21 protein-coding genes and 1 riboswitch are annotated in these 16,406 nt (G+C 31.5%); of the genes, 13 read left to right on the top strand and 8 right to left on the bottom strand.

Going from position 1 to position 16,406, the window contains the following annotated elements; translation table 11 throughout:
* Positions 1-309 precede the first annotated feature (309 nt).
* Positions 310-1,332: a LacI family DNA-binding transcriptional regulator gene (locus V8G61_RS14590; RefSeq protein WP_394876631.1), complete on the top strand. Its 1,023-nt coding sequence runs from the start codon at positions 310-312 to the stop codon at positions 1,330-1,332.
* A 180-nt stretch (positions 1,333-1,512) separates the two neighbouring features.
* Here V8G61_RS14590 and V8G61_RS14585 read toward each other — a convergent pair whose 3' ends face one another.
* Positions 1,513-1,848 (bottom strand): rhodanese-like domain-containing protein, encoded by a 336-nt coding sequence (locus V8G61_RS14585; protein WP_394876630.1) that lies wholly within the window; start codon positions 1,846-1,848, stop codon positions 1,513-1,515.
* Positions 1,849-2,116: 268 nt separating this feature from the next.
* On the opposite strand from V8G61_RS14585, the gene V8G61_RS14580 reads away from it, so the two are divergent.
* The 12 genes from V8G61_RS14580 to V8G61_RS14525 all read left to right on the top strand — a co-directional run bounded on the left by V8G61_RS14580 (position 2,117) and on the right by V8G61_RS14525 (position 11,345).
* Positions 2,117-2,680 (top strand): hypothetical protein, encoded by a 564-nt coding sequence (locus V8G61_RS14580; RefSeq protein ID WP_394876629.1) that lies wholly within the window; start codon positions 2,117-2,119, stop codon positions 2,678-2,680.
* Positions 2,681-3,162: 482 nt separating this feature from the next.
* Entirely contained in the window at positions 3,163-3,603 is a 441-nt protein-coding gene (locus V8G61_RS14575) for a cupin domain-containing protein (RefSeq protein WP_394876628.1), read from the top strand.
* Positions 3,604-3,788: 185 nt separating this feature from the next.
* Complete coding sequence (locus V8G61_RS14570) at positions 3,789-4,349, top strand: helix-turn-helix domain-containing protein (protein WP_394876627.1); 561 nt, start codon at positions 3,789-3,791, stop codon at positions 4,347-4,349.
* Between the two features lie 98 nt (positions 4,350-4,447).
* Positions 4,448-4,684 carry a hypothetical protein gene (locus V8G61_RS14565; RefSeq protein ID WP_394876626.1) on the top strand — a complete coding sequence of 79 codons (237 nt, stop codon included), beginning with the start codon at positions 4,448-4,450 and terminating at the stop codon, positions 4,682-4,684.
* A 288-nt stretch (positions 4,685-4,972) separates the two neighbouring features.
* A complete protein-coding gene (locus V8G61_RS14560; protein ID WP_394876625.1) occupies positions 4,973-5,125 on the top strand; it encodes a lmo0937 family membrane protein in 153 nt (50 codons plus the stop codon).
* Positions 5,126-5,647: 522 nt separating this feature from the next.
* On the top strand, positions 5,648-6,310 hold the full coding sequence (locus tag V8G61_RS14555) for a hypothetical protein (RefSeq protein ID WP_394876624.1): 663 nt from the start codon (positions 5,648-5,650) through the stop codon (positions 6,308-6,310).
* Between the two features lie 33 nt (positions 6,311-6,343).
* On the top strand, positions 6,344-6,811 hold the full coding sequence (locus V8G61_RS14550) for a hypothetical protein (RefSeq protein WP_394876623.1): 468 nt from the start codon (positions 6,344-6,346) through the stop codon (positions 6,809-6,811).
* Between the two features lie 45 nt (positions 6,812-6,856).
* Entirely contained in the window at positions 6,857-7,024 is a 168-nt protein-coding gene (locus V8G61_RS14545) for a DUF1328 family protein (protein WP_394876622.1), read from the top strand.
* Positions 7,025-7,274: 250 nt separating this feature from the next.
* Entirely contained in the window at positions 7,275-8,573 is a 1,299-nt protein-coding gene (locus V8G61_RS14540) for a tyrosine-type recombinase/integrase (protein WP_394876621.1), read from the top strand.
* Positions 8,574-9,485: a hypothetical protein gene (locus tag V8G61_RS14535; protein ID WP_394876620.1), complete on the top strand. Its 912-nt coding sequence runs from the start codon at positions 8,574-8,576 to the stop codon at positions 9,483-9,485.
* Between the two features lie 133 nt (positions 9,486-9,618).
* Positions 9,619-9,930, top strand: a complete 312-nt coding sequence (locus tag V8G61_RS14530) for a helix-turn-helix domain-containing protein (RefSeq protein WP_394876619.1) — start codon at positions 9,619-9,621, stop codon at positions 9,928-9,930.
* A gap of 49 nt (positions 9,931-9,979) precedes the next feature.
* A riboswitch (SAM-I-IV-variant riboswitch) is annotated at positions 9,980-10,072 on the top strand.
* 76 nt (positions 10,073-10,148) lie between these two features.
* On the top strand, positions 10,149-11,345 hold the full coding sequence (locus V8G61_RS14525) for a VapE domain-containing protein (RefSeq protein WP_394876618.1): 1,197 nt from the start codon (positions 10,149-10,151) through the stop codon (positions 11,343-11,345).
* Between the two features lie 310 nt (positions 11,346-11,655).
* Here the strand turns inward: V8G61_RS14525 and V8G61_RS14520 are convergent, their stop codons facing one another.
* From V8G61_RS14520 to V8G61_RS14490, 7 genes are all read right to left on the bottom strand, one after another.
* Positions 11,656-12,120: a hypothetical protein gene (locus tag V8G61_RS14520; RefSeq protein WP_394876617.1), complete on the bottom strand. Its 465-nt coding sequence runs from the start codon at positions 12,118-12,120 to the stop codon at positions 11,656-11,658.
* Positions 12,121-12,338: 218 nt separating this feature from the next.
* On the bottom strand, positions 12,339-13,019 hold the full coding sequence (locus V8G61_RS14515) for a hypothetical protein (RefSeq protein ID WP_394876616.1): 681 nt from the start codon (positions 13,017-13,019) through the stop codon (positions 12,339-12,341).
* Between the two features lie 2 nt (positions 13,020-13,021).
* Positions 13,022-13,249, bottom strand: a complete 228-nt coding sequence (locus V8G61_RS14510; RefSeq protein WP_394876615.1) for a hypothetical protein — start codon at positions 13,247-13,249, stop codon at positions 13,022-13,024.
* A 156-nt stretch (positions 13,250-13,405) separates the two neighbouring features.
* Positions 13,406-14,089: a signal peptidase I gene (gene lepB / locus V8G61_RS14505; protein ID WP_394876614.1), complete on the bottom strand. Its 684-nt coding sequence runs from the start codon at positions 14,087-14,089 to the stop codon at positions 13,406-13,408.
* 146 nt (positions 14,090-14,235) lie between these two features.
* Positions 14,236-14,691: a DUF2750 domain-containing protein gene (locus V8G61_RS14500; protein ID WP_242206726.1), complete on the bottom strand. Its 456-nt coding sequence runs from the start codon at positions 14,689-14,691 to the stop codon at positions 14,236-14,238.
* A gap of 133 nt (positions 14,692-14,824) precedes the next feature.
* Positions 14,825-15,295, bottom strand: a complete 471-nt coding sequence (locus tag V8G61_RS14495) for a hypothetical protein (protein WP_394876613.1) — start codon at positions 15,293-15,295, stop codon at positions 14,825-14,827.
* A gap of 88 nt (positions 15,296-15,383) precedes the next feature.
* A complete protein-coding gene (locus V8G61_RS14490) occupies positions 15,384-16,205 on the bottom strand; it encodes a hypothetical protein (RefSeq protein WP_394876612.1) in 822 nt (273 codons plus the stop codon).
* Positions 16,206-16,406: the final 201 nt, after the last annotated feature.

Genomic DNA, 16,406 nt, shown 5'->3' with positions numbered 1-16,406 from the left:
AAAAAAATTTGCTGATAAAAATGGCTGAAATCTTATCGAAAACGTTTTCGATTTAACAATTACCCTTATCTTAACTTCATATTATACCATTAAATATACAATAATTATGAATTAAATCAAGTCTAAATGGTAATATGATAAAAATAAGGTGCTTATTTTATTAAATTGTAAATTTTACATTTAATCTAAACATTACAGAAATTCACCATATCTCGAACTATAAATTTGATTTTGAAAACCAATAATTAATGTAACTTTAGAGTTTTAACCTAATTTTTAACAAACCTTTAAAGGATTAATAGGACAAGCATGAAACCTACCACCCTAAAAGATATAGCGAATCAACTTGGTATTTCGGTAACCACTGTTTCAAAAGCCTTAAAAGATTACGCCGATGTAAGTCCAAAAACTAAAGCTCAGGTTAAAGCCTTAGCGGAAAAGTTGAACTATGTTCCGAATTCCTTCGCTGTAGGACTTCGAAAAAAACAATCTAAAACCATAGGCGTTATTATCCCGACGATGGTACATTTCTTTTTCTCTAGTATCCTTGATGCTATTTTAAAGGAGGCTGAAAGTTATAATTACATGGTAATCATCATGCAATCTAACGAAGATTATGAGCTGGAAAAAAAACAAGTCGATCTTTTATTAAATAAGGGCGTTGATGGCGTTTTAGTTTCATTATCCAACAATACCAAGGATTTTAAGCACCTTCAAAAAATAATAGATTATGGTGTGCCGCTTATTCTTTTTGATAAGATTGCAAAACTCATTCAATGTTCAAAGGTTTACATTGATGACAGGCAGGCGGCTTATAATGCCGTTAGTTATTTAATCAAGAAAGGTCATAAACGAATTTCTCATTTTCGAGGGAGTTTAAATCCGCAAAATTCCATCGATCGGTTTTTGGGCTATAAAAAAGCATTGGAAGATCATGGCATTCCATTCGATCCTAGTTTGGTTTATATATGTGATAAAAATTCGGATTTTAGCGAAGGGTATTTACGGGCCAAACAACTCATTGAAGATCACGGTACTAATGTAGATGCCATTTTTACGGTTAATGACTTGCTAGCTATAGGTGCCATTAACTACTTTAATGAACAAGGTATCAAAATTCCTGATGAAATTGCCATTTTTGGTTTTAGTAACTGGTTTATGGCTTCAGTAATAACACCAAGTTTATCTTCCATTGATCAAAACGCTTATAAAATGGGAGAAACCTCCACTGTTTTATTATTTGATGAAATAGAATGCAAGCAAAAAAATATTCCAGTTACTCATAAGAAAGTTATCATTGACACCGAACTTGTTATTCGGAACTCTTGTTAAAATACCTCATTGGATTATTTATTCCTTTTAATAAAAGTAATCTGAACACCCAAGCTATCACAATTTACTTTACACCCAAATTTTTACAATAAAAAGGCAGACCGGGAAGTCTGCCTTTAAATTCAAATCTAATTAAAACATTGAACCAACTTTAAACCCATGCAGATTTAAAGTGTCCTTTTATCTATAACCTCCGCTCAGGTCATATATTTCCTGAAAACCCATTTGAGCTAATTTTTTTGCCGCCTTATTACTGCGCATGCCACTTCTACAATACAGGTAAACAGGTCTGTTTTTATCTAATTTCTCCAATTTCTTGTCGAAATTTATCCTATCAAAGAAATCAATATTCTCAGCATTTTTGTAATGCCCCTGACGAAATTCGTTCGGGGTGCGCACGTCAACTAATTGTGCTTTTTTGTTTTTCATGCCTTCAATGAAATCCTTCACAGGCAGTACTTTTACAGCATCAGATTCGGGACCTCCCAAACCAAATAATTTTCCTAAAATTGACATATTTAAAAGTTCTTATTTAATATCCACTAACAAAAATACATTGAATACCCGTGGTGGCGCGTAACTATTGTTACAAAAGGAAACTGTTTAGTCGAAAAGAATCTCAACCACAACATGAATTTAACCGGTTATTAATATTAAATTAACACCATAAGGTGATAATATAGTGTAATTCGATCAATATAGCATATAAACTCGTCAATTCGGTTATTGTTGCACCTCATGCCTAAGACTAATTTTGCACTGTATAATTAAAATACATTTAGTTATGAAAACAATTAAAAGATATCCAAATAATTACCTGTCGTATCCCATTATGCATCAACCGCACTTTTGGTATACCAGTGATATGAACACCAAAGAGATAACCTTATTAAATAATGAATTATATAATTCGGGAGTATCCCAACTTGATCTTAGTTTAAGCAGTATTTCAGCTATTGACAGTAAAGGTATGGAGCATAAAATATTGAAAAGCTCAGGCGAAACCGTTATCAGTATCAAAGGATTGGGATCAGGTCAGTTTATTAGAACTCGGTGCCTATCAAAACTTCCGAAAGGCACATATTCTGTTATTCGAATTTATGTAACCAATGATTCTCAAAAACTTATTTTTAACAACAAGGAGGAGAAACTTTTGAAGAACAAAAAGTATTTCGATTTTGAAATAAAAAATAAGCTCCTTGTAAAAAGTGATCAAAACCATGAGTTTAAGTTATGGTTTGATTTAGTGCCATTTCAATTTGGTGTACATCTGATAAAACCGTTCTTAGAATTATTTAGGAAAACAGACCGGTTTGTTCATCGTTTAGCGGGAGCCTACGGAAAGTAAAGATGACATTTTAGAAACAATTTTAAATAAAAAAGCCGAATATAGAAATATTCGGCTTTTTTAGTAGCGGAACAAAAATCTTATTGAATCTTTTAATCTCGAAAAAAAAATTTTCGCCTTTTGAAAAATGAATTATAAGAAAGAATTGAATTTACCCACCTTTACAGATCATTCTCCAAGAAATGGTTTAAAAAATAACCAGGAATTTATTAAAACATCGATTAATCTGTGATATATACAACTATCATAAAGCATTATACAAGCCATTCTGTAGAGAATTGATCACCTTTGTGTTGTAACTTTTCATAACACTTGGTTGGTTATTTTGAAAAGGCCAAAAGTATCCAAGTGATACTTGGCAGTGAAGAGCAGGCTAAAAGTCTGCTTTTTGTTTTTACAAACTCAAAGAATCTTAATCATGGTTTTTTAATAATAAGTGCTATTGCCATTGCAGTGGATAACCCATAAATCATCTATTATAAATGTCAAAAAGAAAAAAAGATTATAGCGACGCTAATAAAACCCCTACAGAAAAAAAAACTGCCCCGAGGCTCGCTTCAATACTTCCAGATGCTATTAAATTGGAACAAGAGAAAGGCAAAACCTTTATTATTTTGGAGATCATTGAGTACATCCCAAATTCGGTAGTTATTAAAACGATAATAAAAAAAACCACGGGGAATGTCACCGTTTCATCATTTGATTCAGGTGAAGCCTTAACGGAAAAAAACTCACCTTTCGACACCTTTATACAGGTGATTGATGGAAAAGCTGAAATTGTAATTAATGGTAAATCGCATGGATTGGATACCGGCGAATCTATTATTATTCCTGCGCACGCAAACAATATTATTAAAGCTAATACGAGATTCAAAATTATTTCGACGGTCATAAAAAGTGGCTATGACGAGATTTCCATTTAAAATAAAGTTTGTCCCTATAGCATAAACGAAGCGACAAAGAAAAATTTGAGTGCTAATATGATATTTATTTAATTGATTTTCAATAAAATAAACCATTAAAACCCCAATTAATCCTTAAATTAGTGTATCCTATCAAAGCTAGAAACAAGCTTTCAATTTTGCTCAAGCACTACTAAAACTTTTTTATGAAATTGTATATAAAATACATGGTAAGTTTAAGATGCAAGCTCATGGTAAAATCTGAGCTAAAAAAATTAGGTCTTCATTTTACTAATATTGAATTGGGGCTAGTTGAAATAGAAGAAACAATTAGCCAAGAACAAATGGAAAAGCTCAAATCAAATTTGGCCGTCTCCGGCTTAGAATTATTAGATGATCGCAAAAGTATTCTTGTTGACAAAATAAAAAATGTAATTATTGAAATGATTCATTATTCTGATGAAATCCTGAAAGTAAATTATTCAGATTATATCAGTGAAAAATTAGGCTATGATTACACCTATCTATCCAATTTGTTTTCGGAAGTTAGGGGTATAACTATTCAACATTTTATCATCAATCATAAAATTGAAAAAGCCAAAGAACTTATTCTTTACGACGAGCTAAACCTAACTGAAATAGCATATAGATTAAATTATAGTAGTGTTTCACATTTGTCAAATCAATTCAAAAAAGTTACCGGGCAAAGACCTTCCTTTTATAAAAAAATAGGGCAAAAAAGGAAATCTAATTTAGAGAACCTGTAACATGTATAACCATAAATTTTTCTTCTATAACACCTTCTGTTCAAATTGGGATTAGCTTTGTTTTGGTGCAATTAAGCACTGTTTTAAACATTAAGATTATGGACAACAAGAATAAAGTTGAGGGAAAAAATTCAGGTGAGCTTTTTAAAGTTCAAGGTGATTGGAATAAACAATCTAATGCTTTAAAATCGAAATATCCAAAACTTACAAGTGAGGATTTAAAATTTGAAGCGGGAAAAGAATCCGATCTACTTCAGAGAATGGAAACGAGATTACAAAAAAATCGTCATGAAGTGGTGAACATTTTAAAGGATAATCAAAAAGTCAATGCTTAACCTAATGTAATTTACCAAACATATGGTTGATAGGAAGAGCTGTTATAATTATAACAGCTCTTTTTTTTACCCCATCTGTGATTTATATAAATCTTAGTCGTTCTTATATAACCTTACTTGTAATTAATTACCAACCTTTACAATGCTATTAATCATTCAGTTAGTTATCAACTATATTTCAAATGAAAGTTTCATTTGGTCTTAGGAAGCAGGCTTAAATGTCTGCTTCATTGGTAACTCGCTTCGAACAAACGTTTAACGATATACAAACACTAAATAAGCAAAATTATGAGAGATTTATTATACATCATTGCAGTCGTATTAGTTATAGGTTGGGTATTGGGGTTTTTTGTTTACAGTGTTGGAGGATTGATTCATATTTTGTTAGTCATCGCTATAATAGCCGTTCTATTTAGAGTTATTAGTGGGAAAAGGCTTTAAAAAACTTACTAAACTGTTAATATAAACCAAAGAACTAAAGAGGTCTTAAAACATATTTTTGATGCTTTTATTGACAAGACCATTCATTCCAACGGATCCGTAAAACAAGAGGGAGAAGAATTGCTAAAGAAAAGAAAGAACCCACGGAAGAAAAATAAATAAAGCTTGAATTTCAAGAGCACTTAAACCCTCCAAGTAAAAAGATGTAAGAATTCGAAAAAGTCGTGAAGCCCTTTGAAACTATCCTATTCTAGCCGAAACATCCAACATTCAATCATATTAAATTAATAACACAAATTGGATTAAGATCATTCTTATTTATGCCCTTAATTCATACGAACATAACACAACTTTTTAACAGTACAACCACTCTAAAGGATCTCATTTATAAACTCATAGAAATTTCTTAAAGCATTTAAAAAATAGCTAGATAATCAAATGAACAAAATTTGAAGCTATTTGGGCTTGCAGTCCAATTTATCGAAACAAAAATAAATTCAAAAAATAATAAAATTCAAAATTATGAAAACAATACCAATTACACTCGCATTTTGCGCGTTAAGCTTTGCCTTCACCTCATGTAAGAATGATAAAATGAAAATGGCCCAAGACCAAGTTGAATCCTATGTAAGTTACGTCGATTCTGTGGCTCGTCTTGATTTAACAGATGCCAATTCCAATTGGGAAAACATTGAGAGCAGAAGCTATGAACATCAAGAAATAGCGATTGCAAATAGCGACATGTTTAAGGAAGATACGACCCTAAGAACGAATATTGAAGATGCTTCAATGCAGTTTGAAACTTTTAAGAAAAAAGTTGTTGCGGAAAGAAATATGAGAGCCACCATAGAAAATACCAATAACTTAAGGGTAGCGCTTTTAGGAAAAAATTATGTTAATGACGATATGGGGTTTGAATGGATTAATAAAGACAACATTCTAAGCGTTTATCAAAATTTTGTAAATACCGTAGTAACAAATAAAGACGAATACTCAAGAGAAGATTGGGACGAAATAAAACTAAGTTATGAAGCTATAGACACCCGAAAAAACACCGTTGAGAAGGAAGGTCTTACAAGTGCTGACAATAACAAAATAGCAGCTTTAAAACTGAAATTTGCACCGATGTACACTTTTAACAGAATGGGCGCAAAATCGGAAGAAAATGCGGAAGCTAAACAGTAAAATCAACTCATCTTTACAAAACCACTAAATATTATGAAAACATTACTAATAACACTAATACTTTTAATTTCCTGTATAAGCATAAAGGCACAAGACATTTCAAAAAACGCCCTTGGTTTACGTTTGGGTGACAATGATGGGTTTGGTGGTGAAATATCATACCAACCTCGTTTAAGTCCCAATACCCGTTTAGAACTCGATTTAGGTTGGAGAAATTCTAATAATGTAGAAGCCTTTAAATTGGTCGGCCTACACCAATGGGTTATGCCTATCGAGAATCATTTTAATTGGTACCTAGGTGTTGGTGGCGGTGTTGGTTCTTTTGATAATGGAAATTCTAATGGTTCTTTTGCTTTGTTAGCAGGAGATATTGGGATCGAATACAACCTAAACATTCCATTACAGCTATCTTTAGACTTCAGACCCGAGTTAGGCTTCAATGATAATTACAGAGATGATTTAGGCTTAGATATTGCTTTAGGGATACGCTATAGATTTTAAGTATTAGGGTGATAATTCTATTTAATATTAATTGCACAAAAACTCATGTTACGATGGTCCATGTCTTTTATAATTCTTGCAGTTGTAAGCGCCATTATTGGATTTACTAAGGCCGCAGGTGTGTTTTCAGAAATTTATCAAATATTATTTTTAATATTTATCTTAATTTTTCTTTCATCGCTTTTGATTGATAAACTCTTTTTCGAGAAGTAACTTAAAAAATATAAAAAGAAAAAAGCCGAACATTAAAATGTTCGGCTTTTTTAGTAGCGGGAACTGGACTAACACAATACATTTCAGCACAATTCACTTCTTTACAAAATAATTCCAAAAACCCATTATTAAAAGGATTTACAATAAATATGTCGTTTTATACATTTCATGAACATTCAAGTTTTTTCGTCATTTTCGGGAATATTTCGGGAAGATTTTGTATATATGCAACATCTCAAAACATTAAAATATGGCATCTGTTAGATTTGAATCTAAAGGCAAAAAGAATCCTTCTCATCTATACGTGAGATTTTATCACAGCAAGGAATTTGATGAAACAACAAAATCAGGTGTTCTAATAAATCCTACTCATTGGAACAATAAGCTTCAACGGTTCAAAAGTATTGCTGATGAGATACCCGATAAAGATGATATAACCAGCGACCTAGAAAAACTTAAGATTTTCATCATTTCCAATTATAATAAGTCATATAAGAAAGGCATGCTAATCACGAGAGAGTGGCTTGACGACATAGTTAACAAATTTAACAACAGACCAACTCACGAAAATGACACATCAGTATTTTTTGTCCCTTTTGTATCTCAATTTATCAAAGACTCTTCTACAAGAATTAATCCTGCCAAAGGAAAACCTATAGAAAAAGCAACAATAGATAAGTATGGAACAACTTTAAAAAGACTTCAAGAGTTTGAGACGAAAGAGAAGACCAGACTAAAACATGTTGATATTGGACTAAAATTCTTTAAAAAATTTGTAAGCTTTTTGTCAATTGATGGAGGTTATAAACCAACCACTATGAATAAATACATTAGCCAAATAAAGATGTTTTGCGATGAAGTAAAAGTGAAAGGCTATAACTATAATCCAGAGTACGAAAGCAGACGTTTTTACGTTAAACGAAGTAAAGTGATTGACACTTATCTCAATGAAGAAGAAATATACAAAATATTTGAACTAGAGATAGAAAACGAAAGACTAGATAAAATCAGGGACTTATTTATACTTGGCTTATGGACAGGTTTGAGAGTGAGCGATTTTAGTGAACTCGATAGGTTACAAATTTCTGGAAACAATATTTTAATTAGTTCCACGGTAAAAACTAATGCTCCTGCCAAAATACCAATCCACCCTCAAATAAGAAGTATTCTCAACAAAAGAAATGGAGAACTACCAAAATTCAATTTGACTCCAAAATCATTGGAAAATCTTTTTAATAAGAAAGTTAAAGAGATATGCAAAGATGCTGGAATTACTACTGAAATTATAGGAGATTTGAAAAATAAAGAGACCAATAGAGACGAAAGGGGTATATATCCTAAATACAAGCTTATTTCATCCCACACATGCAGAAGGTCGTTTATAACTAATCATTTAGGAGTTTTACCCGACAGGGCTATAATGACCATCACAACGCATAGTAGCATAGCTCAGCTACATAAATATGATAAAAAATCAAGCGAAGAATATATTGAGGAAGTAAGAAAACATTGGGAAGCGGAGAAAAGTGAAAATTTAAAAATTGTTTAAATGAAATACTTAATAAAAGATATTGATGACCTTAATAATTCTTTCGTTATTAATCCCTATGAATCTCTATATTTTCAGGGTGTTTTAAAATATAATGAAGGTTTAAGACAATTTAATATAATTACTCGCAGTTACAATTTTCACAAATCAGAAAATGCCATATTTAATTCAATTAAGTTTTTTAATTCGGGTGATTTTAAAAATGAAATAAAGAAAGAATATCATAAGACTGTTATCGATTTATCACCCTTTGAACAGGAAGAAGAATTCGCAATATTAAACTTTACTTTATTAAATGATTTACTTAATAAAAATGAATTCAAAAAAGAATTAGAAGATGCTATTGATAAATTAGAAAAGAGACATATAACCGACATTGATTATGATGTTTTAAACGCTAATACTGATTTTCAAATTAAGTATAATCTTTCGCTTTATATTCAGGATTTGGAGGATAGTATATCAATTTTAAACGCATTAAGCCTTAACAAAATTCAGGAAATTGTTGCTTACAGTTATATTTCTAGTTATAAGCGAATAATAAAGTATACTCACTCTAAATATCCAGAATACATTTCTAAAATTGAGGACGAAAGTCTTAAAAAAATAATTCTTCATAATAAAATCAACAAGCTTTTAAGCATGGAATCTGAATTAATTAATAAAAACTATATCTCGAAATTAGGAAGCAAACTTTATTGGAATCCCGAAAAAGGGTTCAAAGTCAAATTAGTCAAGTTTTGTAGGCTCCTAGAAATTAAAGGCTACATTAATGAATATCTTGAACTTGGAAAGGTAATCACTTTTTTTGAAAATAGATATAATATACAAGTGGGAGACCAAAGGAAACCTAGCAAATTTACTGAAAGCGAAAAATTAATAGAAGCTGATTTCAGTTTTCTAAAATTTTAACCAATTCCCTTTTAATTCCCCTACCCAAATTTTTTTCTTAGATAACATCAAGGGTTTTCAAGTATGAAATTCCCCTAATCTGCATAAATCTGAAATTGCATGTATTTTTGTGTAAACTAAAAAACCTAATGTTATGAACACACAAATTTTATTATCAGGAATAACTCCACTTGAATTAAAAGATTTAATTATTAAAGGTGTCAAAGAAGAGTTAAGTAAAACTTTATTCAAACCAGAACCAGCAAAAAAAGAAGACAGCAGTCTTCTTTCAGTAAAAGAGGCATGCGAATTTCTTAAATGCTCAACTACCAAACTATGGAGATTTCGAAAGAGTAAAAAGCTCCAAGCAAAAAAATGTGGCAGAAACATCTTATTTGTGAAAAAAGACCTAGAAAACCTTTTATCCAATGGAACGAATAGACAAGAAGAAAGTCTTGATTCCTAAAAATAATCTAAATTAAAAAACCACTCTTACAAGAGTATAAATTGTAACTACAAAGCATCAGGAACACATTTGTGTGCCAACCGAGTAAGGGTCAAACCACGGTGGCTTAGAATGCGGACAATCGTCAAAAAATTTAGACTAATCCTATCATTTTATTTTCTGGTGTTTCATTAAATATTTAATAACCCTAATTTAAACTGGGACAAAATTTTTTAGAAATGAAAAAAGAAAACAAAATTTCAAATGAAACTCCAAAATTACCAATGGAGACTTATTTAAAAAACAAGTATGAATTCCGCTATAATGTTTATACAAATGGCGTTGAATTTAAATTAAAGAAAAACAAATTATTTAAGGTAATGACTGACTTTGACCTACACTCTCTAGTAGGAGAACTAAAACGTAATAAGTACAAAGTAGGCAAAGGAAGTTTAGATGATAAATTCAAATCAGATTTTTCAAAGCTTTATAATCCATTAAAGGATTACATAGAATCATTGCCGAAGTGGAACGGCAAGACGGATTACATATCAGAACTTTGTACCAAAATCAAAACGGATGATGATGAATTTTTTGCAGATGCGTTTAAACGTTGGTTCGTTTCTATGGTAGGTTCAGGAATTAATGATACAACTTTTAATCATACCATGATAATTTTTACAGGCAAACAAGGAATTGGAAAATCTACATTCATTAGAAATCTATTACCACAACAATTAAGAAGTTATTCCTATTCAGGGAACATCAACCCCCATTCAAAGGATACTTTAATATTTCTATCAGAATGTTTAATTATTGATTTAGATGAATTATCAAATCTAACAAGGAAACAAAATAATGATGTGAAGAAACTGATTACCAAAGCTAAGATTAAACTTAGAAGACCTTTTGGGAGAACAAATGAAAACTTAATAAGAAGAGCTTCCTTTATAGGCTCTCTTAATGATGACAAGTTCTTGACTGATATGACAGGAAATAGACGGTTTTTGTGCTTTAAAGTGGACCAAATAGATTACAAGAGCCCAATGAACTATGAAGGGATTTATAGTCAAGCATTCGCGCTTTATAAATCTGGATTTAAGTGTTACTTCGACAAAGAGGATATTCAGAAAATTAATGATAGAAATGAAGATTTCAGAACAATTTCTCCAGTAGAAGAACTTATTATAAGCAAATATCAACCTGCTAAAAACAGATATAAAGCTGAATTATACTTAAGTGCTTCTGAATTACTTTCTGAGTTAAGTAAAGTACATTCTGTTCAGATGAGTAATACAAACAATATTCAATTAGGAAAAGTTTTAACGTTGCTCAATTTTCAATCAGTGAAAAAACAGGGAATATCCAAATATGCAATTGATTTAATAAAAAATGATGATTTGGATAATGACCTTAGCTTAAAAAAAGTGTCATGAAAACTGGAGAGAGGTAAGAAGGGTAACTTAAATAAATAAATAACTATATTTTTTTTACAAAAAGAAATAAGCTATAATTCTACACCAAGTATTATAGAATTGAGTTACCTTTCCTGCCTTTTTTGAAAGAGCTAGAAATCAAATACAGGTATGGTTTTAGCTTTTTCCCCACCCCTCAACTTCAATTTAATAAATAATAAGTGCTTGCAAGTGGTTCAAGCTCTATATAAATAAACTACACGAGGCGCTCCAGGAGCCACTTAAAGGAAGAGTCAAGCAAGTACTTACAGCCGAAGTTGGTTACTGATGTTTATTTTTCACTCTCTATAAGTTCAAAAATTTTCCAAATCGGTTCATCGTAAAAATCGGAGATGTCAACTTTATATATCGTTTGTGTCTTCAAAATGATTTTTCTCTTGAAATCTATTGCTTCTGATTCATCATCTGGTTCAAAATAAAGTAAAACAGTACCATCTGAATAAAATCCTTCATAATAGTTCATGCCAAGAATTTTGTCGAAAAAATGAACTGCTGTCTTTTCAAATCTGTCAATATGGTCTGTTGGAGCAAGCTTTAAAGGCACATTTGTACCTGGTCGAGGTAAATCATCGTTATTTTCCTTATAGGCCTTAAAACTTTCTCGCAATGCCTTAATTGCTAATTTCTTTGTTGACCCATCCGCATTCATCATGGTCCAACATTCAATTCCAGCACGAATTGATACTTCACTGCCATTACTGCCGAAAATCTTCCATGTTTTGACGGGGTAGTCCACGAAATCCCAATCTTTCTTAAAATAAGATTTTAATCTCTTGGTTATTATATTAAAAAGCTCATACTATGCTTGTTGCCGAAGTGTTTGTATATGTTTTGTGTCGTGTTATAAGCACCTCATTTAGCAAGTACAAACCGAATAGAAAATCTGATTGGATTTCCAAACTAGGCGAGAACAAGCAATTACTTATAGCCATTGTTGTGCACAGTATTTTTTAATTAATCAATTGGATTTTCAGTTATAAAATTTAAAAATTTCTTTCCAAATTTCGTTGTTCTAGAAACCATAAGTCCAGAACCAGTCATAGTTGTATGAAGGCCGCTTGTTTTATGCATTCCAGCTCTTTGCAAATCATCCCATATTAAATGATAAAATTCTCTTCTTCCTTTTAGTTCTGGATAAGCAATATCTAGAATGCTAGAAAGTCCAGCACCCATAAAATTCGGTACGGTCTTATTGTTTTTGTCAAACCAATCATTTGGTTCATCAAATAGTTTTAATATTTTGATATGCCAAATAGTAAAGTCAGATATAAAATTTAAGAATATTTGTATTTCAGCCAATTCAGGATTCTCCCCGTTTGCTGTATTCAAGATTGCATTTTGAAAATATTCAATCTTTTCTTTTTCGCTGGTTTTTATTACTTCTTGTGTGCATTGTAAAACTACATCAATAAAAACATCATTTTCTTGAAGGCTTTGAAAGTCAACTGTTTCTTTTTCTTCTAAATCCTTTAATTTTTGTCCGATTTGTTCCATCCATTCTGACCTACGTTTTTCTAATGGTGGTATTACAATTAGTTGCAAAAGTTCAGATGCAGCAGCGCCGACTATTGGAATTGACCCAAGTCCAGCTTTGGCGATTGCATAGCCAATATCTTTTTTCTTGTCTTTATCCATAGTCAGTCATTTATGAATTCCCAAGGGATTTCTTTTTTAAAAGTTTGAATACATTCCTCCATTAATTCAAGTGAAATATTTTCTTTAAAAATCCGTATTGTTCTTGTTTTTTCTGTGTCGTCTCTAAATATTTCCGCAATCAATTCGTCATTTCGATAGATTTCAACTCCAATTCCGTCACGTTCATTTACGTCACTTGCAATTATAACTCTATCTTTATTTTCTTTCATTTTCGTTCTGTTGGGATATTGTGCACAACGTTTTGGCTATGAGTAGTTGCGTGAGTTAGCACTTAACTTTGCAAGTACAAATCAAACTGAAAATCCGCGAGGATTTACAGAAGTAGGCGTGAACAAGCAATTACTTATAGCCATTGTTGTAAAACGTTATTTTATTATTACAGTTCCAACAATGTCAGACTTGTCAATTAGTCCGACAAATCTTGAATCCTCTGAAATATCTCTATTATCTCCTAAAACAAAGACTTTATTAGTCGGTATTTTTAGAGGTCCGAAATTGTCCAAATTCCAATTTTTGTTAAACATTTCTTGAACTATTGAGTTTTCGTCCATTTTATTGGCTGTCCTACGTCTTAATTCCAATCCGTTTTCTTTACTATAATTGTCAGAAAGCAAAATCATTATAGAATCCTTTTTCTCTCCAACTCTTGAAAAGAAAGTTACGTCTGGATTCGTTTCAGGCTTAATTTTCTGATATTCACTCTCTGTCAAAGTATAGAAATGCATAAAATCAATTCCTTTATCAGCATTTTTTCCGTTAATGAATAAAGTTCCATTTTTAATTTCCACAATGTCATTTTCCATTCCACAAAGTCTATGAACTCTGATGTGATTTCCCAATCTTCCATTTTGGTTTTTGTAACAAATAAAATCTCCGTTTTTTGGCTCGAATAAGTTTGAAGACACCATTTTAGAATTCAACGCCAAGTTTGGTAAATTGGATGTTGTAGGATTATTGTAAACTGTAAAAATCCCCGTCCAACTCAACAAATGATATATGACGAATAAAATTCCAATAAATATTAATGTTATTTTCAGGGGTTTCTTCATAATGTTTTACAACGTTTCGGCGATGAGTAGTTGCGTGGGTTAGCACTTAACATTGCAAGTACACACCAAACTGAAAATCCACAAGGATTTTCAGAAGTAGGCGAGAACAAGCAATTACTTATAGCCATTGTTACCTGCTGGCTTTTTTATTCTGTTATTTCTTTTATATGTTTTTCCAAGTCGTCAATTTCATTAAATTTTTTAAAGGTCAAATCCTTTCCGTTTGATTTCAATTCAGCTGTCAATTCCAAAATTAAATCCAGTGGTTCAACTTCATGCCCGAACAAATTTTGGTCAAACTGTGTTCCGATTACTAGCCCATCATTAGCCATTCCAATACACCAGTTTTCCATGAATTCAGCTAATGGAATTTCGGTCACTATATATTCTTTCCATTCGTCTTGTGCACAAGATTGCGCTAGTACTTTTTCCGCCCAAAAGCATATCATTCTGATTGGATTTCCATCGTCATCCTCAAATTGAGTTGACCTTGATGTTGCAAATCCATTTTTACTTTTCAAACCGTAAATAATTCCGCTATTGGAAACTGTTTTTACAAATTTCAGATGTCGGTTTTTTAGCGTTATTGTGTCTTGAAACATGGTTTTTTCAGCTTGCAGGTAACGTGTTTGTATAAGAATAGTTGCGGTTTTGTGTGCGAGGATTTTTCGCAGGAAAATCAGACGTAACAAAAGAGCAACGACCTTTGTTTAAGCCTAAAATAAGCAATTATTTTTATACGTTGTTGGCAACTGTTTTTTTATTCATTAATAGTATTATTCCCAATATAACGAATTGTAAAATTGGAAGGAATGCAAGATAACCTCGCAATATTAAACTTCCTTTATTTCCTTTCGCATAATTCTCAAATTCTGCTGAATATTTTTCCATCAAAAAGTCAGTTCCGAAATAAGTAAATAGAAACTGTAATATCAAAATTCCAAAGAATATAACTATTAAAGATTTCAGAGTTTTTCGTGTGTCAATTTCAGTCAGTTTATTGTATTTCTTTATTCCCCAAACTACAATTGTTGTAAAAAGTAAAAGACTCATTATTTCAGGAAGCCAAATTGTCGTTAATGGTTCTATTCCAGAGATTATTAAAACATTCTCAAATAAATATTCAATTAATCCACAAAATTCACTAATTGAGATATAAGCAAAAGCTCCAATTCCTAATTTGCCAATAAAGTCAGTTTCTTTCAAATTTTAGTTTTTCAGATTATGAGTGAGTAATAGTTGCCAACGGTTTGTGTATGGTGCGTATCCCGAAGGGTATGCACTATACACCTTGTTATGCCCTTTTTTTATTTTCATTTACAGCAGCTATAATACTTTCATTCATTACTTGATAAAGTTCTGCTGATACTTCATCATATCTTTTCGTCAGTTCTTCATCCTTGAACCATCCAATGTCATTCCATGACCCCATTCCTCCGAATACAAATGATTTTGATGCAGCAATAAGCAGTTGAAAGTTTTCAATTGGTAATGAGTCAACTGGTACTAAGTCCATGTGATATTCAATACTTGGACTTATATCCTCAAGGGCTGATTTCGCATTATTAAAAGTCTTTTTCCAACCACTGGTGTTATCATTTGAAGCGGCAAAATCTGCAATTTCGGTTAAGGCTTTATATAATTTTTCTCTCTGATATTTTAAGTCATATACAGGGTGGTTGAAGTGTTTTTGTTTTGGTATTGTCAGACCATATGTGATATTCCAAATTCTATTGTCACTATCTTTTTTATTCGGTTTTACTTCCCACTTTGGTTGCCAAAAATCTGAGAAGTTCGAATGTTTGGCTTCAATGAACCAATTTCCACCGCCACCAACCATTCCAGCAAGTTTATGGTCTAAATCCATTGAATTGTCAGGACGAAAAACTAACAACAGTCTTTCAATTTTCTCGTTTCGTAGATATTGAAACCATTCATTAGTGCTACTTGCAATTTCAACTTCTTTATAACCACCAAAAAACTTCTTTTTAAAGCATACAAACTTTAAAATGTTACAATATTGATAGGTAGAATTATTGTTATACAAATCGCTCTCTATTTGTCCGTAGTTGTATTGAGTGATTAAGTTTATTAATTGAGCTAATTCTCCTGTCATCTTATTTTATTCAATTGGGCATAACGTTTATGTATATGGAAAGTTGCGTGTTTTTGTGCGAGGATTTTCCGAAGGAAAATCAGAAGCTAGCAAACAAAGCAACTAACATTGGTTAAGCATAGAATAGCAATTTTTTATATACTGTGTTGGCAACTGTTATTTTTCTTTCAGAGTTTTCATATATTCTTTAATTTCCTCGTT

The sequence above is a fragment of the Gaetbulibacter sp. M240 genome, from assembly GCF_043876815.1.
Taxonomy (GTDB): Bacteria; Bacteroidota; Bacteroidia; order Flavobacteriales; family Flavobacteriaceae; genus Gaetbulibacter_A.
Note: the sequence above shows the minus strand (reverse complement) of the source record. Positions and strands in the feature narration are given on the sequence as shown.